Source organism: Xenorhabdus taiwanensis (assembly GCF_036512875.1).
In the GTDB taxonomy this organism is placed as follows: domain Bacteria; phylum Pseudomonadota; class Gammaproteobacteria; order Enterobacterales; family Enterobacteriaceae; genus Xenorhabdus; species Xenorhabdus taiwanensis.
In genome coordinates, this window is record NZ_AP028978.1 from 1,187,977 (window position 1) to 1,212,465 (window position 24,489).

Consider the following 24,489-nt stretch of genomic DNA (forward strand, 5'->3'; position numbering starts at 1 on the left):
TTTTTTAACCGACAGGGAAATCTGATATAACAAATCGCCTATACAACTTATAGTATTGTTCTGTTTACTCACTTTAGTTTTATTAATTATATTTGAGATATGGATATGCTCTTAAATTTTATTCGATTACTTATTCGTGTACTCTTCAGAGTTACCATTGAAGGTGATATCAAACAGTTACAACAACACACCAAATGCATTATTACTCCCAATCATGTTTCATTTCTGGATGGCCTGTTAATTGGGCTATTCCTGCCAATAAAGCCTGTATTTGCTGTTTATTCTAATATCGCGACTCGCGGTTTTCTCAAATTTATCAAATCTTATGCGGATGTTGTACCTTTGGATCCTAATAACCCTATGGCAGTCAGGACATTGGTTAAAGAAGTGGATAAAGGGCGTCCGATTGTGATTTTCCCTGAAGGGAGGATCACTGTAACTGGCTCCCTTATGAAAATTTATGATGGTGCCGCTTTTATTGCCGCGAAATCAGGCGCAAAAGTAGTACCAATCCGAATTGAGGGAGCAGAACAAACGGTTTTTGGTCGGTTAAAAGGCATTGTGAAGTTGCACTGGTTTCCGAAAATCACCCTCAACATTTTACCTGCCGTTGATCTGCCAATGCCGGATGCATCTGATTCAACAACACGTCGTCGTTTAGTCGGAGAACATCTCCGCGCCATTATGATGGATGTGAGAATGCAGACGCGCCCAAAGGAAACGTTATTCAGCGCCTACTTGACTGCACAAAAACGCTTCGGACGTTTTAAGTCCTGCATTGAAGATGTGAATTTTAAAGAAGATAGCTATCATTCATTACTGAAAAAAATATTGGGCATTAGCCGGATCTTAGAACGCTTTACACAAGAAGGTGAACGCATCGGCCTGCTGTTGCCAAATGCGATTGTAATGGCGGCTACCCTATATGGTGCTTCGTTAAAAGGGCGAATACCGGCTCTTTTAAACTATACGGCAGGAAGCCGTGGTATTAAGAATGCTATGCAGGCGGCAACCATTAAAACCATCGTAACATCCCGCCAATTTCTGGAAAAAGGGCAATTATCTCATCTGCCAGAACAAGTGACTGAAGCTAATTGGATATATCTCGAAGATTTAAAGGACACGATCACGCGGGAAGATAAACTTTGGATATTGTGGCATTTAATTTTCCCTTCCAAAGCCATTTTGACTTCGCAAAAGCCGGATGATGAAGCATTGATCCTGTTTACATCAGGCTCAGAAGGTGTACCAAAAGGTGTTGTTCACAGTCATACCAGCTTATTGGCGAACGTTGAGCAGATAAAAACTGTTGCGGATTTTACTCCGTTGGATCGCTTTATGTCTTCTTTGCCACTGTTTCATGCTTTTGGCCTAACAGTTGGTTTATTTACTCCATTAATGACAGGCAGTCGGGTATTCCTTTACCCAAGCCCCTTACATTATCGTGTCGTGCCTGAACTAGTCTATGACCAAAATTGTACCGTGTTATTCGGAACGTCGACTTTCTTAGGTAATTATGCTCGTTTTGCTCATCCTTATGATTTTGCCCGTCTGCGTTATGTGGTGGCCGGAGCAGAAAAACTGTCCGAAAACACCAAGCGAATTTGGCAAGATAAATTTGGCATCCGTATTCTGGAAGGTTATGGAGTGACGGAATGTGCGCCGGTAGTGGCAATCAATGTACCGATGGCGGCAAAAACGGGAACAATCGGGCGGATCTTACCTGGTATGGAAGCCCGTTTATTGCCTATACAGGGTATTGAAGGAGGAGGCCGCTTACAGCTACGTGGGCCAAATGTTATGAAAGGATATCTGCGAGTTGAAGCACCTGATCGTTTGGAACCACCATCTGCCGAAGACGCCGAAGGAAATAATCAAATCGGCTGGTATGATACCGGAGATATCGTTTCTATTGATGAAGAGGGTTTCTGTACTATCAAAGGACGTATGAAACGATTTGCCAAGCTTGCAGGGGAAATGGTTTCTCTTGAAGCGGTAGAACAAATAGCTTCTCACGTTTCTACTGAGGCGCTACATGCGGCTACAACCAGAAGTGATCGAAGCAAAGGCGAAGCACTGGTATTGTTCACTACAGATGCAAATCTAAATAGAAACAAAATGCTGGGAGTAGCACGTGAAATAGGAATGCCTGAGTTATCGGTTCCACGAGATATTCGGTATGTGCAGCAACTTCCTTTGCTCGGCAGTGGCAAACCGGATTTTGTTACCCTAAGAGAAATGGCTGAACAGGAGTAAGGAAATGGATGTCACTGTAGAGACACAACCGCTATTATCCCGCGGAATGAAAGCAGTATTGCTGTCACAATTTCTTTCTGCTTTTGCTGATAATGCTTTGTTTTTTGCCATCTTAGCCCAATTAAAAGCAGAGTCTTATCCTGAATGGAGTTGGCCAGTTCTGCAAATTGTTTTTGTCCTGACTTATATCATATTTGCCCCTTTTGTCGGACAAATTGCTGATCGGTTTGCAAAAGGGAGTGTCATGCTCTTTTCTAATGGCGTCAAATTGCTTGGTGCCATCAGCATCTGTATCGATATGAATCCTTTTCTGGGATATACCTTAGTGGGAATTGGGGCTGCGGCCTATTCTCCTGCTAAGTATGGGATCTTAGGAGAGTTGACAGATGGTGGACGTTTGGTAAAAGCCAATGGCATGATGGAAGCCTCTACCATTGCAGCTATCCTGATTGGTTCAGTTGCTGGCGGTTTTCTTTCTGATGTGAGTTTGGTACTGGCGTTAGGGCTTTGTGCCTTATTGTATGGTGCCGCAGTCATATCCAATTTCTTTATACCTCGCCTGACGGCGGCTCGTGAAGGCAAAGGTTGGAATCCCAAAAAAATGTTGGGGGATTTCATGACGGTTTGTGCTTCACTTTGGCGTAATCAGGAAACGCGCTTCTCACTGGTAGGTACCAGCCTATTTTGGGGCGCGGGTATCACGCTGCGCTTCCTGTTAGTCGCATGGGTTCCTGTTATGCTGGGGATTGATGGCAATACGACCCCTACATTGATGAATGCAGTAGTTGCGATTGGTATCATTGTTGGAGCAGGTTTAGCTGCGCGGTTTATTACATTGAAAACCGTGCGCCGCTGTATGCCTGCAGGGATCTTAATTGGGTTCATGGTCATTCTTTTCGTTACTCAGCAATCAATCGTATTTTCCTACTTAATTTTGATCATCCTTGGCGTATTTGGTGGCCTTTTCGTCGTTCCATTAAATGCGCTATTGCAAGAACATGGAAAGCATGCGATGGGAGCAGGTAAAGCCGTTGCTGTGCAAAATCTGGGCGAAAATAGTGCTATGCTGGTAATGTTAGGGCTGTATTCGGTTTCCGTTATGGCGGGAGCTTCGGTCGTTGCTGTTGGCATTGGTTTTGGTATCTTGCTTTCTTTGGCAATTGGGGGACTGTGGATTTGGGATCTGCTTCGGAAAAATTAATTTCTTATAGAATTGAAGGCCTGTTATGGATGAAAAAATCCTGAATCAGCTTAGTATTGAACTTGGAAAGAGATTAAAACGGAAAAAATTATCCGTGACCTGTGCAGAATCTTGCACAGGGGGGTGGATAGCTAAAGTGATCACAGATATTGCGGGAAGTTCAGCCTACTTTAATCGTGGTTTTGTGACTTACAGTAATGATGCTAAGCATGAAATGCTGGGCGTCTTGCCAGAGTCATTGGCGCAATTTGGTGCAGTAAGTGAGCAGATCGTAAAAGAGATGGCTACAGGGGCATTAATCGTCGCTAAGGCAGACGTTTCTGTTGCGGTCAGCGGCATTGCTGGGCCAGAAGGCGGAAGTGAGGAAAAACCAACTGGTACAGTTTGGTTTGGGTTTGCCTTTTACGTTAATGAAAACATCCAGACTGTAACATATCGCCAGCATTTTTCGGGTGATCGCAATGCTGTGCGTCTACACGCCGTCATTTTTTCTTTGAAAACCTTATTGAGTGAAATCATAAAAAATTAGCTTGATGCTGTATGATTATACTGTATAATCATACAGCACTTTGGTATCAGAAACAGTTTATCAGCAGTGAGGCAGCCCCTTCATTGCTTGCGAAGGAGTAAACATGGCTAACGATGAAAACAAACAAAAAGCACTGGCAGCAGCGCTGGGCCAAATTGAGAAACAATTTGGTAAAGGTTCCATCATGCGTTTGGGTGAAAACCGCTCAATGGATGTTGAAACCATCTCTACCGGTTCTCTATCTCTGGATATTGCATTGGGTGCGGGTGGTTTGCCAATGGGCCGTATTGTTGAAATATACGGCCCAGAATCTTCCGGTAAAACAACGCTGACACTGCAAGTCATTGCCGCTGCTCAGCGCGAAGGCAGAACTTGTGCTTTTATTGATGCCGAACATGCTCTTGATCCGGTTTATGCGAAAAAACTGGGTGTAGATATTGATAATCTGTTGTGTTCTCAGCCTGATACTGGCGAACAGGCATTGGAAATCTGTGATGCCCTGTCACGTTCTGGTGCTGTTGATGTGATTATTGTTGACTCTGTTGCAGCATTAACACCAAAAGCAGAAATTGAAGGTGAAATAGGCGATTCTCATATGGGCCTGGCTGCACGTATGATGAGCCAAGCGATGCGTAAGTTAGCGGGAAATTTGAAAAACTCGAATACCCTGTTGATTTTTATCAACCAGATCCGCATGAAAATTGGTGTGATGTTTGGTAACCCTGAAACGACCACAGGTGGTAATGCGCTGAAGTTCTACGCATCTGTCCGTTTGGATATTCGCCGTACTGGTTCGGTAAAAAATGGCGATGAAGTGGTTGGTAGCGAAACGCGTGTGAAAGTGGTCAAGAACAAGGTTGCTGCACCATTTAAACAGGCCGAATTCCAAATTCTCTATGGTGAAGGTATCAACACTTTTGGTGAGTTGGTCGATCTGGGTGTTAAACATAAAATGGTAGAAAAAGCAGGAGCATGGTATAGCTACAATGGTGAGAAAATTGGACAAGGTAAAGCCAATGCCACTATGTATCTGAAAGAACACTCAGAAATTGCGTCCGAGTTGGATAAAAAACTGCGCGATTTATTGTTGAATAATACAGGTGAGTTCAGTAGTGCAGCTACGGATTATGTGACAGATTATGAAGACAACAGCGAAGAAGTGAATCACGAAGAGTTTTAATTAATTATTTGTCTTCCAATTCAGTCATAAGACAGAGCTAATTTGGCTTCTAAAAACCACATCCATATCGGGTGTGGTTTTTATTTTTACACCTGTCTTCCTGGAGGAAATAAATATTCTTGAAATAGGCGTATTGAAACAGGTGTAACGAACAGACTTTCAGAAAATCTTTAGACGAATTACAATGCTGGAAAGCGAATGGATTTATATGGGATTTTACTTCTTATGGAAGACACTCTATCTTAACCCTACTTTAATTTATTCGTGAGTTGAAATGGTGACACGATATACCACCTCAACCATTCATAGATCTGTTTTTTCAGCTTGATTTCGGGACAATTATGAGCAAAAGCACCGCTGAGATCCGTCAGGCGTTTCTTGACTTTTTTCATACTAAAGGGCACCAGATAGTACCAAGCAGCTCGTTAGTGCCAACCAATGATCCAACCTTGTTGTTCACCAACGCAGGAATGAACCAGTTTAAAGATGTCTTTTTAGGGTTGGATAATAGACCTTATTCTAGAGCAACAACGGCTCAGCGCTGCGTTCGTGCTGGCGGTAAACATAACGATTTAGAAAATGTGGGTTATACCGCCCGTCACCACACTTTCTTCGAAATGTTGGGTAACTTCAGTTTTGGCGATTATTTTAAACAAGATGCAATTAGATACGCATGGGAATTATTGACCAGCGAAGAGTGGTTTAACCTGCCAAAAGAAAAGCTGTGGGTTACGGTTTATGAGACAGACGATGAGGCTTATGACATTTGGCATAAGGAAGTGGGTGTTCCAGCGGAAAGAATCATTCGTATAGGGGATAACAAAGGTGCTCCATATGCGTCAGATAATTTCTGGCAAATGGGGGATACTGGCCCATGTGGTCCTTGTACGGAAATTTTTTACGACCATGGTGAACATATTTGGGGGGGCCCTCCAGGCAGCCCAGAAGAAGACGGTGACAGATATATTGAAATTTGGAACATCGTTTTCATGCAATTCAATCGTCATGCCGATGGCACTATGGAGCCGTTACCAAAACCTTCCGTTGATACTGGCATGGGGCTGGAGCGTATCACAGCCGTTTTGCAACACGTCAACTCCAACTACGAGATTGATCTATTCCAAAGCTTAATTACTTCGGTTGCAGAAGTGACAGGAGCAATAGATCTTACCAATAAATCTCTGCGTGTTGTTGCAGACCATATCCGTGCATGTGCGTTTCTGATTTGCGATGGGGTTATTCCATCCAACGAAAATCGTGGCTACGTTCTTCGTCGTATCATTCGCCGTGCTGTTCGTCATGGCAACATGTTGGGGGCAAAAGAAGCCTTCTTCTACAAGCTCGTTGCACCATTGATTAAATTCATGGGGGCGGCTGGTGAAGAGCTGAAACAGCAGCAGACTTTGGTTGAGCAGGTATTAAAAACCGAAGAGGAACAGTTTGCTCGTACTTTGGAACGTGGTTTGCAGTTACTGGATGAAGAGCTGGCTAAATTATCTGGTGATACGCTCGACGGTGAAACCGCTTTCCGCTTGTATGATACTTATGGTTTCCCTGTTGACCTGACAGCGGATGTTTGCCGCGAACGTAATATCAAAGTAGATGAAGCTGGTTTTGATGTAGCGATGGAAAACCAGCGTCGCCGTGCTCGTGAATCCAGTGGCTTTGGTACTGATTACAATGAACTGATCAAAGTTGATGGACGCAGTGATTTTTGTGGTTATGAACATAATTCACAGCAAGCTGCTGTTATCGCTATCTTCCGCAATGGCCAAGCTGTTGAGAAAATTCACGCTGGTGAAGAAGCGATCATTATACTTGATAAAACTGCATTCTACGCTGAATCTGGTGGACAGGTTGGTGATACGGGTCAATTGTCGTACGACAAAGGTGTATTCGACGTCGTCGATACACAAAAATATGCTCAGGCAATCGGCCACATTGGTAAGTTGACAAGTGGTAGTTTGAGCGTTAATCATACAGTTAATGCTGAAATTGATGTGGTACGCAGAGGTGCAATTCGTTTGAATCACTCAGCGACCCATTTGTTACATGCGGCATTACGTCAAATTTTGGGAGAACATGTTGCCCAGAAAGGTTCTTTGGTAAATGATAAGTATCTGCGCTTTGACTTCTCTCACTTTGAGGCTATGAAGCCAGAACAGATCCGTCAAGTCGAAAATTTGGTGAATGAAGAGATTCGCAAAAATTCACCAATTGTTACAGAGTTAATGGGGCTGGAAGAAGCAAAAACCAAAGGTGCTATGGCGCTGTTTGGCGAGAAGTATGACGAAAAGGTACGTGTACTTAGCATGGGAGGTTTTTCTACCGAATTATGTGGTGGTACTCATGCGAGTCACACAGGTGATATAGGGTTGTTCCGTATATCTAGTGAATCAGGCACAGCAGCAGGGATTCGCCGTATTGAAGCTATTACGGGGCAAACTGCGCTAAACTCTGTCTATCAGCAGACTGATTTACTGCAAGACATCGCTCATCTGGTGAAAGGTGATATCAGTAGCCTGAATGAGAAAGTGAAAACGACACTGGACAGAACGAAACAGTTGGAAAAAGAGTTGCAACAGTTGAAATCTCAGCAAGCAGCTCAGGAAAGTTCTTCCTTGGCAAACCAAGCCAAGGAAATCCAAGGTGTTCGTTTACTGGTGACACAATTAGGTGATACAGAACCGAAAATGCTTAGGACGATGGTTGATGATCTAAAAAATCAGTTAGGATCAGCAATTATTGTGCTTTCTACAGTGACTGGTGATAAAGTCAGTCTAATTGTTGGTATAACGAAGGATTTGACTGCTAGAATAAAAGCAGGCGATTTAATCTCTTTCGTTGCCCAGCAGGTTGGGGGTAAAGGGGGAGGACGTCCTGATCTGGCTCAGGCTGGCGGGACCGATGTAACAGCTCTTCCTTCCGCATTAGCTAGTGTAGAAGAGTGGGTAACATTGCGGTTATAGTTGGTATTGCCGTGACAGCAGTGGCACCATGAAAGTATTTTTTATGGTGCCAAATGTTTTTTGTTGTGAAATTGTTGAAATGTTGGGCACATACTTATATTTTAGCTATCCTATAGATATAGGAAATGTGTTCAAAACTGCTTATACTTTAAGTAGATGCCATTGCTTTACGTTTTCACGGTGTTTGATGGATAATAGCGGGGAAACCTAGAGACCCGACTCTTTTAAATTTTCAAGGAGCAAAGAATGCTTATTCTGACTCGTCGAGTTGGTGAAACGCTCATGATAGGCGATGAGGTAACAGTCACAGTACTGGGAGTTAAAGGCAACCAAGTTCGCATTGGTGTAAATGCGCCCAAGGAAGTTTCTGTTCACCGTGAAGAAATTTATCAACGGATTCAGGCGGAGAAATCTCAGCCTACAACTTTTTAATTCAAGAATGGCGTCCATGCTTTTAAGACTTGGGCGCTACTCTACTCCCTTCTTTTTACTTCCTTGTTTTGTCACCCTGCTATGTTTATCTCTTTTTGATACCTTGATTCTATTCTCTCATGTCTTTTTATTTTCTATCTGTTGAAAAAGCATCGTTCATGAGGCCATAGAGATGAATAATCATTTTCATAAATTTTAACGGTTTTTAGACAATTTCATTGTTGATAAAACAGTCTCTTAGATGCCAAACCAAGCATTTTGTGCGCTAAGTGTTCAAACGGAAAAAAGTTTCGAAAAATTGTTTGACTTATCAGGCAGGGAAAGTAATATGTGCGCCATCGCAGCGACGAAGAGCTTGAAGAAAAGCTTCTGAGTAAATACCGGAAGTAAAGATTCGAAGAGCTATGAAGTGAAAGCTTCTAAGTCGCAGGTTTTAAAAATGGTGAGGTGGCCGAGAGGCTGAAGGCGCTCCCCTGCTAAGGGAGTATGTGGTTAAGAGCTGCATCGAGGGTTCGAATCCCTCCCTCACCGCCATTAATATGCATCCATAGCTCAGCTGGATAGAGTACTCGGCTACGAACCGAGCGGTCGGAGGTTCGAATCCTCCTGGATGCACCATTTAAATACCGCGATTTTTTAGGTATCTCAATTCTAGTCAGGCAGTCATTAGCGCCTGAGCAGAAATAGAAAACCGACAACGCATCCATAGCTCAGCTGGATAGAGTACTCGGCTACGAACCGAGCGGTCGGAGGTTCGAATCCTCCTGGATGCACCATTTTAGATGTCCCGAATTCGGGAAATCCCAATTCTATCAAGTCAGGCAATCAATAGCGCCTGAGCAGAAATAGAAACCGACAATGCATCCATAGCTCAGCTGGATAGAGTACTCGGCTACGAACCGAGCGGTCGGAGGTTCGAATCCTCCTGGATGCACCATTTTAAATATCCTGACTTTTGGGATAACCTAATTCTATCAAGTCAGGCAATAAATAGCGCCTGAGTAGAAATAGAAACCGACAATGCATCCATAGCTCAGCTGGATAGAGTACTCGGCTACGAACCGAGCGGTCGGAGGTTCGAATCCTCCTGGATGCACCAGCTTAAAACCCTTGCCTTATCAGGCAAGGGTTTTTCTTTTTATTTCCGTTTAAAGATAATATTTTTTTTATTAATTCTGTTTATAATTTGGGCGGAAGTGTATTGCTACCTTTATGTAATCAGCGACAACTTGACTTGTTTCATATAAAGTAAACTTTTAGTAATAATCTTTTAAACTCCACGGGAGGACAAATTGATCCCGGACGTATCAAAAGCATTGTCTTGGTTAGAGGCAAACCCAACTGTATTAAACGGTATTTGTCGTGGCATTGAGCGTGAAACATTGCGTGTTACTCCAGACGGTCATTTAGCTAAGACGGAGCATCCAAAATCACTTGGTGCTTCTTTAACGCATAAATGGATTACAACTGATTTTGCTGAATCTCTATTGGAGTTTATTACCCCTGTTGATAGCAATATAGATAGAACTATTGCTTTCCTTAAAGATTTGCATATCTATACCGCTCGGAATCTGGACAATGAAAAAATGTGGCCTTTAAGTATGCCATGTTTTATCGACGAAGAAGAAAATATCACTTTGGCTCAATATGGTACGTCTAACTTGGGCCGCTTTAAGACCTTGTACCGTGAAGGATTAAAGAGCCGTTATGGCGCACTAATGCAAACAATTTCTGGTGTGCATTATAACTTTTCTTTGCCAATGAGTTTTTGGCAGGCGTGGTTAGGTATTAAAGACGCCGAAACAGGAAAAGAGCAGATTTCAGATGGTTACCTTCGTTTGATCCGCAATTATTACCGCTTTGGCTGGGTGATCCCTTATTTATTTGGTGCATCACCGGCAATCTGTTCTTCATTCTTACGTGGACGAAATACAGCATTATCTTTTGAGAAAACAGAAAGGGGAACTTGTTATCTGCCTTATGCGACTTCGTTGAGGATGAGTGACTTGGGGTATACCAACAAATCGCAAAGTGATCTGAATATTACTTTTAATCATCTTCATACCTATGTAGAAGGGCTTAAGAAAGCAATTCATAAGCCATCTGAAGAATTTGCGGCAATTGGTATCAAAAAAGGAAATAAGTATTTACAGCTCAATACTAATGTTCTTCAAATTGAAAATGAGTTATACGCACCAATTCGGCCAAAGCGAGTCACGAAAGAGGGAGAATCACCTTCAGATGCTTTGTTGAGAGGTGGTATAGAATATATTGAAGTGCGTTCTTTAGATATTAATCCCTTTTCCTCCATTGGGGTTGATGAGACGCAAATTCGTTTTCTTGACTTATTTTTGATATGGTGTGCTTTGGCTGATGCCCCTGAAATGGGAAGTGAAGAGCTCGCCTGTTGTCGTGGAAACTGGAATAAAGTTATCTTAGAAGGGCGTAAACCAGGGTTGTCTATTGGTCTTGGTTATGGGATTGAACAACAACCGCTTAAGATTGTGGGACAAGAATTATTCAGAGATTTAGAGCGAGTTGCTGAAGTCCTGGATGCCTGTTCAGGGACTCAATATCAATTAGTCTGTAAAAAATTGGTTAATATGTTTGAAAATCCATCACTAACGTTTTCAGCACGTGTCCTGGACAAAATGAAATCTCAGGGGATAGTTGGTTTTGGATTAGAACTGGCAGGTCAGTATCATAACGAATTGATTGAAGAACATTATTCAATTCTGAATGATGAAAATTTTTCTGTTGAGCGTGAAGCTTCTGTGTCGCGTCAGCATGACCTTGAACAGCAAGATAACATGATCTTTGAAGAGTATTTAAAACTTCATGCAGGGCGTTAAAAAAGAAAAAGACCACCACTGGTGGTCAAATAAAATATCTTAGAGAATAGGGATGATAACAATTTTGCGCGTCTTCATATCTTATGACCAGCCGCAAATGGAAAGGTTTCATCTATCTGAAAAAATCTTCGTAAAAAATCTGATACCTTAGGAGGTAGTATTATGCCTTTATTGGATAGTTTTACAGTTGACCATACTCGTATGGCTGCACCTGCTGTTAGAGTTGCCAAGACAATGAAAACGCCTCACGGCGATACTATCACAGTATTTGATTTACGTTTTTGTGTTCCTAATAAAGCAGTGATGCCAGAACGAGGTATTCATACACTTGAGCATTTGTTTGCGGGTTTTATGCGTAATCATTTGAATGGTAATGGTGTTGAAATCATTGATATTTCTCCAATGGGATGTCGTACTGGTTTTTATATGAGCTTAATTGGTGCCCCGGAAGAATTGAGAGTGGCTGAGTCTTGGAAAGCGGCAATGGAAGATGTGATAAAAGTCCAAGATCAGAACCAGATCCCAGAATTAAACATTTATCAGTGCGGTACATATGAAATGCACTCATTGAAAGAAGCTCAGGATATTGCTCAGCGTATCCTTGATTCTGGTGTTCGTGTCAATTACAACGATGAATTGGCATTGCCTGAAGAAAAACTGGTGGAGCTTTTGGTTTAGCCAGAGCTGTTTTATATTATTGAGGGGCTAGCTTATTCTGCTAGCCCTACATTGGTGTTTTTTTTTCTCTATATTTTGGAAATTATCAGATTTTTTGATTATTTTCCTTTAGTTATATAGACAGATTAGATTGAGTATTAATTTGAGTGTATTATAGCGGTTAAATTATTCACTGAATTAATTTTATCCTTTATTTTGTATTTTGGTTTATCGGCGTTACACGAACTTGCTTGATAACATTATCTTGCACCGCAAGAACCTCAAAATTATATTTATTAATCTGCACGTTGGCGTTTAATTCAGGAATTTCACCTAGTTCTTCCAGTATCATTCCATTCATTGTTCTTGGACCGTCTTCGGGAAGCGCCCAACCGAAAGCCTTATTTAATTCACGGATATTGGCGGTGCCATCAACCAGAATGGAGCCGTCACTTTGTGGAAGGGCTTCTTCTGCCAGAGTTGGTGACATGGAAGTGGTAAAATCGCCGACAATTTCTTCCAAAATATCCTCGACAGTCACTAATCCTTGAATATCGCCATATTCATCAACGATTAGGCCTACTTTTTGTTTGTTACGTTGAAAATTAATAAGCTGGATATTTAATGGTGTGCTAACTGGGATGAAATAGATTTTATCTGCGGCTTTGAGTAAATTTCTTTTTGTGAATTCTTTTTTCTCCATCATCAGTCTATAAGCTTCACGTACTCGAAGCATACCGATAGCATCATCAAGCGAGTCTCGATATAACACAATACGTCCATGTGGAGAGTGTGTCAGTTGCCTGATAACGCACTTCCAATCATTGTTAATATCAATACCAACAATTTCATTACGTGGGATCATAATGTCACCAACGGTGACTTTCTCAAGATCTAATATTGAGAGCAGCATATCTTGATTGCGGCGTGATAGATTGACGTTTGATTCATTTACAATTGTGCGTAGCTCGTCTTTACTGACAGCATCACTGCGGATATTAGAGTTTTTGATACCCAGACAGCGCATAAACAGCAAACTGATTTTATTAAATGACCAAACAAGGGGCAGCATAATTTTTTCTAGTGGACGTAACAGGAAGCTACTTGGGAATGCAACTTTTTCAGGGTAAAGCGCTGCGATGGTCTTTGGCATCACTTCAGAAAAAATAAGAATAATGAATGTGAGTACACCTGTTGCAATAGCAACACCGGCATCGCCATAGAGTCGCATACCAACGATAGTAGCAAGGGAGGACGCCAAAATATTGACAAGATTATTACCGATAAGTATCAGGCTAATGAGTCTGTCTGGATGACGCAGTAGAGATTCCACCCTGCGTGCGGGGTTGCTCCCTTGTTTAGCTAAATGACGTAAGCGATATCGGTTGATTGTCATCATGCTAGTTTCAGAGGCAGAGAAATAAGCCGAAACAATAACCATAACAACAAGAATGATAATCAGTGTACTTGTTGAGACATTCTCCAAAACAGAATTCCTTCCTAATAATTATACAAATTGGTGATGATAAATAACGTATTAATAAATCATCATTTCCTGTAATAGTCTGCTACCGAAAAAAGCCAGTGTCAGAATAAATGCACCAATTAAATTGAACCAAATAACACGCTTGCCACGCCACCCTTCATGATAATGTCCCCAAAGCAAAATAACGTAAATAAACCATGCAATAATAGATAAAACAGATTTATGGATATTTTCTTTACTGAAAATATCATCCATGTACATGATGCCAGTATAGAGCGTCAATGTTAGTAAAATTACGCCAACTTGGGTAATGTGAAACATTTTTCGCTCAATTGTCATCAATGGAGGAATACCAGAAGTAAATGTGAGTTTTTTCTTTTTAAGCTGATGATCCAACCAACCAAGTTGCAATGCATAAAGAGCTGCAATGAGTAAAGTAGCATAGCCAAGTAATGCCAACCCAATATGAATAAATAGTTCGATACTATCTTCAAGATGAGTAATAAATTCTCCCGGCATCATGCTGACCAGTATCAAATTGATCATGGAGAAACTGTAAACAATCGGCAGTAAAAACCATGCACGTCCACGGAAAGCGACGACTGTCATGATAATACACATAAGTAAGCTGACAATTGAGCCTAAATTAAATAAAGTGAGATTTTGCCCGCTGCTGACATGAAACACTTGGTATTTTAATGCAATCGCGTGAGCGACTAACGCTACGATGGCAAAAGAAAGTGCCAGTTTTTGATAACTGTTTTGTTGGCGCAATAAACCTGGCACGATGAGCGACAGGCTAATGAGATAGGCAAGTAAAGCAATAATTGAAAATATCAGCATAACGTTTATTGTTTTCGCAATGAAATCCATAGGGTATGGATTGAACCTGAAATTTAAGTATACCGCTAGCAGGAATAGCCTCCAACCGTTGTTAATCATACTTGGGAATCTCTTTGCAGAGATCACATAATCATCGTGCTATAATTTGCGAAATTTGCCTTACAGGTAGACCCACTTGTAGATATCTGAGCTGAGACAATGTTTGATAATTTAACTGACAGACTATCGCGCACATTGCGCAATATCAGCGGTCGCGGACGGCTGACTGACGATAATATTAAAGATACGCTGCGCGAAGTTCGTATGGCTTTGCTCGAAGCGGATGTTGCATTACCTGTCGTGCGTGATTTTATTGCACGAGTCAAAGAGAGCGCAGTGGGGCATGAGGTTAACAAAAGTCTGACACCTGGTCAGGAATTCGTCAAAATCGTTCAGAATGAATTGGTTAAGGCGATGGGGGAGGTTAACAGTGAACTGAACCTCTCTACACAGCCTCCCGCAGTGGTTCTTATGGCTGGTTTGCAAGGTGCAGGTAAAACAACCAGCGTTGCTAAATTAGGTAAATTACTGAAAGAGAAAAACAAGAAAAAAGTCTTGGTTGTTTCTGCTGACGTATACCGACCAGCGGCGATCAAACAGCTTGAAACTTTATCTGAAACGGTTGGAGTTGACTTTTTCCCTTCTGATCCACAGGAAAAGCCGGTTGATATTGTCAATAAAGCGATCCAACATGCTAAACTGAAATTCTATGATGTACTGTTAGTCGATACAGCCGGCCGTTTGCACGTTGATGAAGCTATGATGGATGAAATCAAAGCAGTTCATGCGGCTATTAATCCTGTTGAAACCTTGTTTGTTGTTGATGCAATGACGGGGCAAGATGCGGCAAATACAGCAAAAGCATTCAATGAAGCATTGCCATTAACAGGGATTGTGCTGACCAAAGTAGATGGTGATGCGCGTGGCGGTGCTGCGCTTTCTATCCGCCATATCACTGGTAAGCCTATCAAATTCCTCGGCGTTGGTGAAAAAACGGATGCATTAGAACCTTTCCATCCTGATCGCATTGCATCCCGCATTCTGGGTATGGGGGATATGCTTTCACTTATCGAAGAACTTGAAAGCAAAGTTGACCGTACCCAAGCGGAAAAACTGGCATCTAAACTGAAAAAAGGTGATGGTTTTGATTTAAGCGATTTTCTTGAGCAGCTTAAACAGATGCGTAACATGGGCGGAATGGCTAGCATGTTGAGCAAAATGCCGGGAATGTCGCAGATCCCTGATGCCGTTAAATCCCAAATGGATGATAAATTGCTGGTTAAAATGGAAGCTATCATTAATTCCATGACGCGTAAAGAGCGGGAAAAACCAGAAATCATCAAAGGTTCCCGTAAGCGCCGTATTGCGATGGGGTCGGGCACACAGGTGCAGGATGTCAACCGTTTGCTGAAACAGTTTGATGAAATGCAGCGTATGATGAAAAAGATGAAGAAAGGTGGTTTGGCAAAAATGATGCGAGGTATGAAAGGTATGCTGCCACCGGGATTTATGGGACGATAATTAACAAAGTTGCGAAAGAAAATGTTCTTTGGATTGCTTTTTGCGCCAAAGTGAGTAAAATTTTCGGGCTTTTAAATGGACAGCCGGACTCCATTCCTCGATGGAGTCTGGTTGTTTTGCTAACTAATGAGGATGTTATGGTAACAATTCGTTTAGCTCGTGGCGGCGCAAAAAAGCGTCCGTTTTATCAAGTAGTCGTGACCGATAGCCGCAATGCGCGTGATGGTCGTTTTATTGAGCGTGTTGGTTTCTTCAACCCAATCGCTTCAGGAAAAGCAGAAGCTCTGCGTTTAGATCTGGACCGTATCGAACACTGGGTTGGTCTGGGTGCATCCGTGTCTGATCGTGTTGCTACACTGATCAAAGACGCTAAGAAAGCAGCTTAATCTGTCGCGGTGGTAACAATGAGCAAACAATCTGGCCTGAAGCACCCTGTTGAGCCAATTGTATTGGGGAAGTTAGGGTCTGCATATGGCATTCGTGGTTGGCTCAGAGTTTTTTCTTCCACCGAACACACCGAAGACATTTTTGAATATCAACCGTGGTTTATTCAACGCTTAGGCCAGTGGCAACACATTGAACTGGAAGCATGGAAATACCATAACCAAGATATTATCGTCAAAATCAAAGGTATTGACGATCGGGATGCGGCGAATTTATTCACTAACTGTGAAGTTGTGGTGGATTGTAGCCAGTTACCAGCACTGGAAGAGGGTGATTATTATTGGAAAGACCTTATTGGCTGCCAAGTAATAAATACATCCGGTTATAACTTTGGAACCATTCATGACATGATGGAAACGGGTTCTAATGATGTGATGGTAATAAAAGCAAACCTGAAAGATGCATTCGGTATCAAGGAGCGGCTGGTTCCGTTTCTTGATGGGCAGGTTATCAAGAAAGTCGATCTCGCTACCAAAACCATTGAGGTAGATTGGGATCCTGGTTTTTAATCTCCGATAAAAACGGTTTAAATGAGTGGGACACAGTATGTGGATTGGGGTTATTAGCCTGTTTCCTGAAATGTTCCGCGCAATAACCGATTACGGGGTAACTGGTCGGGCAGTAAAAAATGGCCTGTTGAGTATCGAATGCTGGAATCCAAGGGATTTTACTTACGACCGGCATCGTACCGTTGATGATCGCCCTTATGGCGGTGGTCCAGGCATGCTGATGATGGTGCAACCATTACGAGAAGCCATTCATGCAGCTAAAGTTTCGGCAGGTGATGGTGCAAAGGTGATTTATCTTTCACCTCAGGGACGCAAACTCGATCAACAAGGAGTTTGTGAACTGGCAGCAAATGAGAAATTAATTCTGGTTTGCGGGCGTTATGAAGGTATTGATGAGCGTATCATCCAAACCGAAATTGACGAAGAATGGTCTATCGGTGATTACGTTCTTAGCGGGGGAGAGCTTCCTGCAATGACGATGATTGACTCGGTATCGCGGTTTATTCCGGGAGTATTAGGGCGTCAGGCATCGGCAGAAGAAGACTCATTCGCTGATGGATTGTTGGATTGCCCACATTATACTCGCCCTGAAGTGTTAGATAGTATGGAAGTCCCCCCAGTTTTGCTGTCGGGAAACCATGCTGAAATTAATCGCTGGCGAATGAAACAGTCACTTGGCCGGACCTGGTTAAGAAGGCCCGAACTTCTAGAAAACCTAGCTCTGACTGACGAGCAAAGGATGTTGCTATCTGAATTCCAACGGGAATATCAAGATCAGGCAACGAATTAATCCAGACACATTCCGTTGAGGGAGTGTCTTTGATATATCAGTTTACCTAGGGTAAGAGAGTTATTATGAGCAACATTATTAAACAACTTGAACAAGAGCAGATGAAGCAAGACGTACCTTCATTCCGTCCGGGTGACACCTTGGAAGTTAAGGTATGGGTCGTTGAAGGTTCTAAAAAGCGTCTGCAGACATTCGAGGGCGTGGTTATTGCGATTCGTAACCGCGGTCTGCACTCTGCATTCACTGTTCGTAAAATTTCTAACGGCGAAGGCGTTGAGCGTGTATTCCAGACTCATTCCCCAGTCGTAGACAGCATCAGCGTTAAACGTCGTGGTGCTGTTCGCAGAGCTAAACTGTACTACCTGCGTGAGCGTTCTGGTAAGGCAGCTCGTATTAAAGAGCGTCTGAACGCAAAATAATACGCTTTCGCTACATCCGAAAGTTATTAAAGGCCAGCGTATATGCTGGCCTTTTTACCTGCTAAAGCAGGAAACTTATTTTTTCAGTTGTAAGTCAAAGTCAGGTCAGGGGGCAGTAAGTTACATAAACGTATTGACTAAAATATACCCTACTGTACACGCGCTACTGACGCTAATCAATCCTGGTAAAAGAAAGCTGTGGTTGATAATGAATTTCCCGATTTTTGTTGTACCTGAACGGTCAAAACCAATGCAAGCCAAATCACTTGGGTAAGTGGGTAAAACAAAATAGCCATAGGCAGCAGGGAAGAAAGCGATCAGAAGCTTAGGATCAACTCCAAGTTGCAATCCCATTGGTGCAATAGCTGTTAAGGCGGCGGCCTGGCTGTTAACCAGTTTTGATACCAAAAATAGGACAAGGGCATAAGTCCACGGTTGTGCCTGGACCACATCTTCTAGGACTAATTTTAATTCACCTAAATGTGAGTGGAAGAAGGTATCACTCATCCATGCCACACCAAAGACAGAAAAGATCGCAACCATACCTGCTTTGAACACGGCACTATTGGCGATTTCACTGGTTTTGACTTTACAGGTCATCAATATAATGGAGCCTGCAATTAACATCATCATCTGGATCACCAGATTCATAGAAAGGGGTTTTAGAGTACCTTTTACTTCAAAAGCAGGACGCAATTCGGTGAATGTACCGAATAAGACTACAACAGCAATTGCGGTAAAGAAAATCCAGGTTGCCCAATAAGCTTGCTTAGGAAAGATTTGATCCAATAGAGTGTCAGAACCACCATAAATAAACTCATGTTGTTTTGGATCTTTGATTTTCGCCTGGAATTCTTCGTCCTGATCAAGATCTTTTCCTCGACGTAAGCTCCATAATGCAGCAAGGATTACTCCAGTGAGTGATGCTGGTATTGAAACAGCCAAAATGTCCAAGATCCCGTACGCCTGCCCAATACCATGACTGGCAGCAATAATTGACACCAAAGAAACAACAGCAACAGATACAGGAGAAGCGGTAATTGCCATTTGGGAAGCGACAGAAGCAACAGCCATTGGCCGTTCAGGGCGAATACCTTTTTTCAGGGTAATATCGCCAATGATTGGAAACATGGTATAAACCACATGACCAGTACCGCAAAGAAAAGTGAGCATCCAAGTAGTCAGTGGTGCCAAAATGGTGATCTGTTGCGGGTGACGACGCAGTAAGCGTTCTGCAAATTGCATCATAACATTTAGCCCACCTGCTGTTTGTAAAACGGATGCACAACCGATTACAGCAAGAATAGTCAGCATTACATCAACGGGGGGGTTACCTGGTTCTAGGCTAAAGACAAATGTTAGTATAAAGAGTCCAATACCACTGATCAGTCCCAATCCCATTCCCGCATAACGCGTACCTATCAATAAGCATATGATTATTACAATAAATTGCAGCGTTATCATATCTATCCTTAACAAATGTTTAAAAAATAAAAGTTAGTAATACAGATTGTTGCATCTGCATGACTTATAACTTCATTTACAAGCTGTTAGTCATAACTTTAGATCTATTGGATATAGCTATTTTTTATAAATATTGTTTTATAGTTTCATAGAAACATTAAAAACACATATTAATATTATTAGAATATTTATATAAAAATGAGATTGAGATCTTGTTTTTATTATTTGATTTATAAAGATATTTATTTGTTAGGCAAATTATATGCAAATGGTTAATAAGTTGCTTCTATTTTGATGTAATTGTTAATTGAAGTTTGCAAGGAATTAACTTTAATAATTATTTATATATTTTGACATGGAAATAAAATTCAATGGCTTGCTAGTAACTCCATAGTATCAATGGCGTTTGTATTTAATGTAAATAATTATTTACGGAGTGTGGAAAATATTTACATTTTTGGATTGTATTCTTTACGACTCATGGTATGTTATCCAGCAGACACTTAGACAAACATGAAACAGCAAGGCAGGTAGAAATGATCATGCAAAAAGACGCTCTGAATAACGTTCATATCCTTGATGAGCAAGTCCTCATCACACCGGAAGAGTTGAAACAGAAATATCCGTTGAACAGCCATGATCGACATGCCATCACAAACGCGCGTAATACTATCGCTGACATTATTCAGCATCGTGATCCTCGTTTATTAGTGGTATGTGGTCCATGTTCAATTCATGATGTGGATGCAGCCCTAGACTATGCCCGTCGTTTGAAAGCGCTTTCTGTTGAATTGAGTGATTGTCTGTATATTGTTATGCGTGTCTATTTTGAAAAGCCTCGTACAACTGTTGGTTGGAAAGGGCTAATTAGTGATCCCTATATGGATGGTTCATTTGATATGGATGCGGGGCTGCACATTGCCCGTCGCCTGTTGTTGAACCTGGTAGAAATGGGATTGCCTTTGGCTAATGAGGCTCTTGATCCCAATAATCCACAATACTTAGGAGATCTATTTAGCTGGTCAGCAATTGGTGCCAGAACAACGGAATCTCAAACTCATCGTGAAATGGCATCAGGGTTGTCTGTACCAGTCGGATTTAAAAATGGCACAGATGGTAGTTTGAATACCGCAATTAATGCCATGAAAGCAGCAGCAATGCCTCATCGCTTTATGGGGATAAATCAGTCAGGTCAGGTTTGTTTGCTGCAAACTCAGGGTAATCCGAATGGACATGTGATATTACGTGGCGGCGTGGTGCCGAATTACAGTGCAGAACATGTTGCTGATTGTGAACGCCAAATGATTGAAGCAGGGCTGATACCATCACTGATGATTGATTGCAGTCACGGTAATTCCAATAAAGATTTTCGTCGCCAGAATATCGTTGTGGATTCTGTTGTTGAGCAGATTATGTCCAAAAATCAATCCATCATTGGGATTATGTTGGAAAGCCATATTAATGAAGGCAATCAATCCTCCGAACAGCCTCGTACTGAGATGAAATATGGTGTTTCGGTGACAGACGCCTGTATTAACTGGCAGACTACGGAGCAAATATTGAGAAAACTGCACCAACAAATCGCTCCACATTTGGTTAATCGAAACATAATGATGGAAAAAGCAGGATAACCAATATGACAACAGAATTGTCACAGTTGAGAGCTCAAATTGATGAGGTAGATAAAACCTTATTATCGTTGCTGGCAAGAAGAATGAATTTAGTAGCGCAAGTTGGTGAAGTTAAAAGCCAACTCGGCTTACCGATTTATGATCCTGATAGGGAAGCTGCTATGTTAGCCTCCCGCCGTCAGGAGGCGGAAAATATGGGGATTCCGCCTGATTTGATTGAAGATATATTACGCCGAATTATGCGAGAGTCTTATGTCAGTGAAAATAACAAGGGCTTTAAAAAACTCGGTACTCATTTGGGAACTGTGGTCATTGTAGGTGGTTTAGGAAAAATGGGCCGATTATTCAGTCGATTGTTGACGCTGTCTGGCTATGAAGTCAGGGTGCTCGAAACTGACGATTGGGATAACGCCGAACATATATTAGCCGGAGCAGGGATGGTGCTCGTCAGTGTTCCTATTCATTTGACAGAGAAGATTATCCGTCGATTACCTCCTTTGCCAGAACAGTGCATTTTAGTTGATTTGGCTTCAATCAAGCAAAGGCCGTTAAATGCGATGCTTGAGGTACATAAAGGGCCTGTTTTAGGATTGCACCCTATGTTTGGGCCCGATGTAGGTAGCTTTGCTAAGCAAGTGGTTGTGTATTGCGATGGGCGCTCTCCAGAGTCGTATCAATGGTTCTTGGAGCAGATATCGGTATGGGGAGCGAGGCTGCATCAAATCACCGCAGAGAAGCATGATAAAAATATGAGTTTCATTCAGGCGTTGCGTCATTTCACTACCTTCTCTTACGGACGACATCTTGCAAAGGAAAATATCGACTTACAGCAATTGCTTTCACTATCTTCACCGATATATCGATTGGAGCTGGCGATGGTAGGACGATTATTTGCACAAGATGCCCAACTGTATGCTGATATTATTATGTCTAGTCCTGAAAATATTGCACTAATACGTCGGTATTATCAAAGTTTCGGGCAGGTGCTGGAAATCTTGGAACATCAAGATAAATCAGCTTTTATTGAGAGCTTTAATCAGGTGAGTAGTTGGTTTGGTGATGAAGCAACCCGATTTATGAAGGAAAGTCGAGTGCTCTTGCAGCAGGCTAGTGACAACCGGGTATAGGCCTTATTTTAAAACCGGATGGAAACATCCGGTTTTGTCTTTTACTTTAGATAGGATCGATAGGAATGACATTTTCCGATGGGTAAGATCCTAACACTTTCAGAAAACGAGTAATTTTCGTCAATTCTTTCAATGCTTGTTGCATTTTCATGGAACGTAGGTTGGCTTGTACATCAATATAAAACATCTCTTCCCACGGTTTGCCATTTATTGGGCGAGACTCCAATTTACTCATGGGGATATCATGTCTCTTTAGGATAAGGAGAGCATCAACCAGTGCCCCTGCTTGCTGTCCGGTTGACATAATAAACGTGGTTTTGGCAGGAACTTGCCCGGATACGTCAATAGATTTGCGGGAAACAACAATAAAGCGAGTGCTATTCTCTTGCTGATTTGCCAGGTTGTTTTCTAAAACATGTAATCCATAAAGAATGCCGCCAGCCTCACTGCCTAATGCGGCTATTTCTGGCGAGTTGAGTTCTGCCACTTTTTGCATGGCAGCAGCAGTGCTTTCACAGTAGACAATATTCCAGTCAGGATATTTATTGAGATATTGGCTACATTGTTGAAAAGGTTGGGAATGGCTATAAACAGTTTTTATCCTTGAGATATCCGTTTGCCCGGCAATCAATAGACAATGGTTGATTGGCAGAGTTATCTCTCCAACAAGGGATAAGGGGGTATGTTGCAATAAATCATAAACCTCATTGATTGCTCCTGAGCTGGTATTTTCCAGTGGCAGGATGCCATAATCAGCCTGACCAATCTCAACCAGTGAGAAAATATCTGAGAATTTGTGACAACTGCACTCAACTAACTGATTAAAGTGACGAGCAGCAAATTGTCGAGCTGCAATATGAGAATATGAACCTTTTGGTCCTAAAAAAGTAATACGGGCAGAATCGTAAGGTGTCTGATTCAGATATTGTTGTAATAACGCTTGTTGAGTGAGAACAGAATCCTCAATGATCATCTGAAATAATCGTGTAATGTAAAATCCATCTAATCCACGTAATTTTCCTTTATCAATCAAAGCATTCAATAACTCTCGTTCACGATTTTTATCTCGGATAGGGCGATGATCGAGCAGTTTTGTCTGGGCGATGTCACTAGCTAATTGTCGGCGTTTAGCAAGTAGATCCAGCAGTTCCGCATCAATATGACTAATTTCTTCTCGTAAACTTACTAAGTCTCGTTCCATAGTATATTCCTGATATTCTTATTATGAGTGTAGTCTGTGTATCGTAAATATGTTTTTGATCAGTAAAACAAAAAACCTCCCTGTTGATGGGAGGCTTTTATTCGTCTTCTGAGATTTTCTTTGAAACGAATCAACCTCCTTATGAGAAGGTGAAAAAAAAGAAAAATAACAAAGACGGTTTGATAATCATTTGACCCGTTAGCATGCTACTTTATGGTTTCAATAATGTATTTTAATTAACCTATTTAGCTTGGAGTGTCAACAGGCAGTAAAAACGCGCTCATTGAACGCGTTGGGACAAGAATCAGGGGGGGATTATACTTCTAAGTTGAGATTGGACTCTTTAACACTATTGTCTGTGCGGCGAGCTTCTGCTTTATGCTGCACTTTATTGAGTTGGCGCTCTAATTTTGTCAGCAGATCATTGATTGCTGCGTACATATCTTCATGTTTAGCGCTGGCCACTAACGTGCCATTTGGTGTGCCAATTGTGGCATCAACCAAGAATCCTTGCGGTTCTTTTGATAGTACGATATGTGGATTGATGAGATTGACTTGCCATTTGCTCAACTTACTTAGACGGTCTTCTACATGGCTACGAATTGCGGGGGTAATTTCCATTTGTTTGCTGGTAATGTTCACTAACATATAGTTACCTCTTTGATGTTACTCCGTCTCTGATGTATCCAGCATAGCGCTATTTGGCATAAAAAGAATGATCTAAATCACTTTTATTGAGTGATTTTGGCAGTAAGTGACGGAATTGTGATAGCTAAGGAAGATATGGAGAATATTTGTTGCGAAGGAAAGAGTTATGCGTCATTATTGGTCAGTTATGGAATTATTAACTATCGTTATAGTTACAAGATTTGAGTTATTTTCAAGGTGAAAATAATGAAGGTATAGCCAAACATGAACAAATGTGCTGATGCGTTCGAT

20 protein-coding genes and 5 tRNA genes are annotated in these 24,489 nt (G+C 41.8%); 20 read left to right on the plus strand and 5 right to left on the minus strand.

The genetic code is table 11. The features are described from left to right. Positions 1–105: 105 nt before the first annotated feature. The 13 genes from aas (at position 106) to luxS (ending at position 12,097) form a co-directional block, all read left to right on the plus strand. Entirely contained in the window at positions 106–2,256 is a 2,151-nt protein-coding gene (aas, locus tag ACE1SE_RS05380) for a bifunctional acyl-ACP--phospholipid O-acyltransferase/long-chain-fatty-acid--ACP ligase (RefSeq protein ID WP_374052969.1), read from the plus strand. A gap of 4 nt (positions 2,257–2,260) precedes the next feature. Then, complete coding sequence (gene lplT, locus ACE1SE_RS05385) at positions 2,261–3,457, plus strand: lysophospholipid transporter LplT (protein ID WP_374052970.1); 1,197 nt, start codon at positions 2,261–2,263, stop codon at positions 3,455–3,457. Between the two features lie 25 nt (positions 3,458–3,482). Further along, entirely contained in the window at positions 3,483–3,986 is a 504-nt protein-coding gene (pncC, locus tag ACE1SE_RS05390; RefSeq protein WP_374052971.1) for a nicotinamide-nucleotide amidase, read from the plus strand. A gap of 103 nt (positions 3,987–4,089) precedes the next feature. Further along, positions 4,090–5,166, plus strand: a complete 1,077-nt coding sequence (gene recA / locus ACE1SE_RS05395) for a recombinase RecA (RefSeq protein ID WP_374052972.1) — start codon at positions 4,090–4,092, stop codon at positions 5,164–5,166. 341 nt (positions 5,167–5,507) lie between these two features. After that, positions 5,508–8,135 (plus strand): alanine--tRNA ligase, encoded by a 2,628-nt coding sequence (gene alaS, locus ACE1SE_RS05400; protein ID WP_374052973.1) that lies wholly within the window; start codon positions 5,508–5,510, stop codon positions 8,133–8,135. A 246-nt stretch (positions 8,136–8,381) separates the two neighbouring features. Then, positions 8,382–8,567, plus strand: a complete 186-nt coding sequence (csrA, locus tag ACE1SE_RS05405; RefSeq protein ID WP_010845367.1) for a carbon storage regulator CsrA — start codon at positions 8,382–8,384, stop codon at positions 8,565–8,567. Positions 8,568–9,008: 441 nt separating this feature from the next. Further along, a tRNA-Ser gene (locus ACE1SE_RS05410) sits at positions 9,009–9,101 on the plus strand. A 7-nt stretch (positions 9,102–9,108) separates the two neighbouring features. After that, a tRNA-Arg gene (locus ACE1SE_RS05415) sits at positions 9,109–9,185 on the plus strand. Between the two features lie 81 nt (positions 9,186–9,266). Continuing rightward, positions 9,267–9,343: transfer RNA gene (locus ACE1SE_RS05420), tRNA-Arg, on the plus strand. A gap of 84 nt (positions 9,344–9,427) precedes the next feature. Further along, a tRNA-Arg gene (locus ACE1SE_RS05425) sits at positions 9,428–9,504 on the plus strand. A gap of 85 nt (positions 9,505–9,589) precedes the next feature. Next, positions 9,590–9,666: transfer RNA gene (locus tag ACE1SE_RS05430), tRNA-Arg, on the plus strand. Between the two features lie 193 nt (positions 9,667–9,859). Beyond that, on the plus strand, positions 9,860–11,419 hold the full coding sequence (gene gshA, locus ACE1SE_RS05435; protein WP_374052974.1) for a glutamate--cysteine ligase: 1,560 nt from the start codon (positions 9,860–9,862) through the stop codon (positions 11,417–11,419). A gap of 162 nt (positions 11,420–11,581) precedes the next feature. Beyond that, entirely contained in the window at positions 11,582–12,097 is a 516-nt protein-coding gene (gene luxS, locus ACE1SE_RS05440; RefSeq protein ID WP_374052975.1) for an S-ribosylhomocysteine lyase, read from the plus strand. A 190-nt stretch (positions 12,098–12,287) separates the two neighbouring features. Here luxS and ACE1SE_RS05445 read toward each other — a convergent pair whose 3' ends face one another. Together ACE1SE_RS05445 and ACE1SE_RS05450 are read right to left on the minus strand one after the other, a co-directional pair. Then, on the minus strand, positions 12,288–13,562 hold the full coding sequence (locus ACE1SE_RS05445) for an HlyC/CorC family transporter (RefSeq protein ID WP_374052976.1): 1,275 nt from the start codon (positions 13,560–13,562) through the stop codon (positions 12,288–12,290). Positions 13,563–13,613: 51 nt separating this feature from the next. Then, entirely contained in the window at positions 13,614–14,405 is a 792-nt protein-coding gene (locus tag ACE1SE_RS05450) for a cytochrome C assembly family protein (RefSeq protein ID WP_374052977.1), read from the minus strand. A 198-nt stretch (positions 14,406–14,603) separates the two neighbouring features. Here ACE1SE_RS05450 and ffh point away from each other — a divergent pair, with 198 nt between their 5' ends. The 5 genes from ffh (at position 14,604) to rplS (ending at position 18,127) form a co-directional block, all read left to right on the plus strand. After that, on the plus strand, positions 14,604–15,965 hold the full coding sequence (ffh, locus tag ACE1SE_RS05455) for a signal recognition particle protein (protein WP_374052978.1): 1,362 nt from the start codon (positions 14,604–14,606) through the stop codon (positions 15,963–15,965). 137 nt (positions 15,966–16,102) lie between these two features. Next, a complete protein-coding gene (rpsP, locus tag ACE1SE_RS05460) occupies positions 16,103–16,351 on the plus strand; it encodes a 30S ribosomal protein S16 (RefSeq protein WP_074020141.1) in 249 nt (82 codons plus the stop codon). Between the two features lie 18 nt (positions 16,352–16,369). Beyond that, positions 16,370–16,918: a ribosome maturation factor RimM gene (gene rimM / locus ACE1SE_RS05465; protein ID WP_374052979.1), complete on the plus strand. Its 549-nt coding sequence runs from the start codon at positions 16,370–16,372 to the stop codon at positions 16,916–16,918. A gap of 37 nt (positions 16,919–16,955) precedes the next feature. After that, the gene (gene trmD / locus ACE1SE_RS05470; protein ID WP_374052980.1) at positions 16,956–17,708 is read left to right on the plus strand and encodes a tRNA (guanosine(37)-N1)-methyltransferase TrmD; all 753 of its coding nucleotides are present in this window, start codon (positions 16,956–16,958) and stop codon (positions 17,706–17,708) included. A 65-nt stretch (positions 17,709–17,773) separates the two neighbouring features. After that, a complete protein-coding gene (gene rplS, locus ACE1SE_RS05475; RefSeq protein ID WP_074020138.1) occupies positions 17,774–18,127 on the plus strand; it encodes a 50S ribosomal protein L19 in 354 nt (117 codons plus the stop codon). A 120-nt stretch (positions 18,128–18,247) separates the two neighbouring features. Here rplS and ACE1SE_RS05480 read toward each other — a convergent pair whose 3' ends face one another. Continuing rightward, on the minus strand, positions 18,248–19,591 hold the full coding sequence (locus tag ACE1SE_RS05480) for an anaerobic C4-dicarboxylate transporter (protein WP_374052981.1): 1,344 nt from the start codon (positions 19,589–19,591) through the stop codon (positions 18,248–18,250). A gap of 536 nt (positions 19,592–20,127) precedes the next feature. Between ACE1SE_RS05480 and ACE1SE_RS05485 the strand changes: the two genes are divergently transcribed. Beyond that, positions 20,128–21,222 carry a 3-deoxy-7-phosphoheptulonate synthase gene (locus ACE1SE_RS05485; RefSeq protein WP_374052982.1) on the plus strand — a complete coding sequence of 365 codons (1,095 nt, stop codon included), beginning with the start codon at positions 20,128–20,130 and terminating at the stop codon, positions 21,220–21,222. Positions 21,223–21,227: 5 nt separating this feature from the next. Continuing rightward, entirely contained in the window at positions 21,228–22,349 is a 1,122-nt protein-coding gene (gene tyrA / locus ACE1SE_RS05490) for a bifunctional chorismate mutase/prephenate dehydrogenase (protein ID WP_374052983.1), read from the plus strand. A gap of 46 nt (positions 22,350–22,395) precedes the next feature. Here the strand turns inward: tyrA and pheA are convergent, their stop codons facing one another. Further along, positions 22,396–23,550 carry a bifunctional chorismate mutase/prephenate dehydratase gene (gene pheA, locus ACE1SE_RS05495; protein WP_374052984.1) on the minus strand — a complete coding sequence of 385 codons (1,155 nt, stop codon included), beginning with the start codon at positions 23,548–23,550 and terminating at the stop codon, positions 22,396–22,398. Between the two features lie 315 nt (positions 23,551–23,865). Then, positions 23,866–24,198: a ribosome-associated translation inhibitor RaiA gene (gene raiA / locus ACE1SE_RS05500; protein ID WP_047771873.1), complete on the minus strand. Its 333-nt coding sequence runs from the start codon at positions 24,196–24,198 to the stop codon at positions 23,866–23,868. Positions 24,199–24,489: the final 291 nt, after the last annotated feature.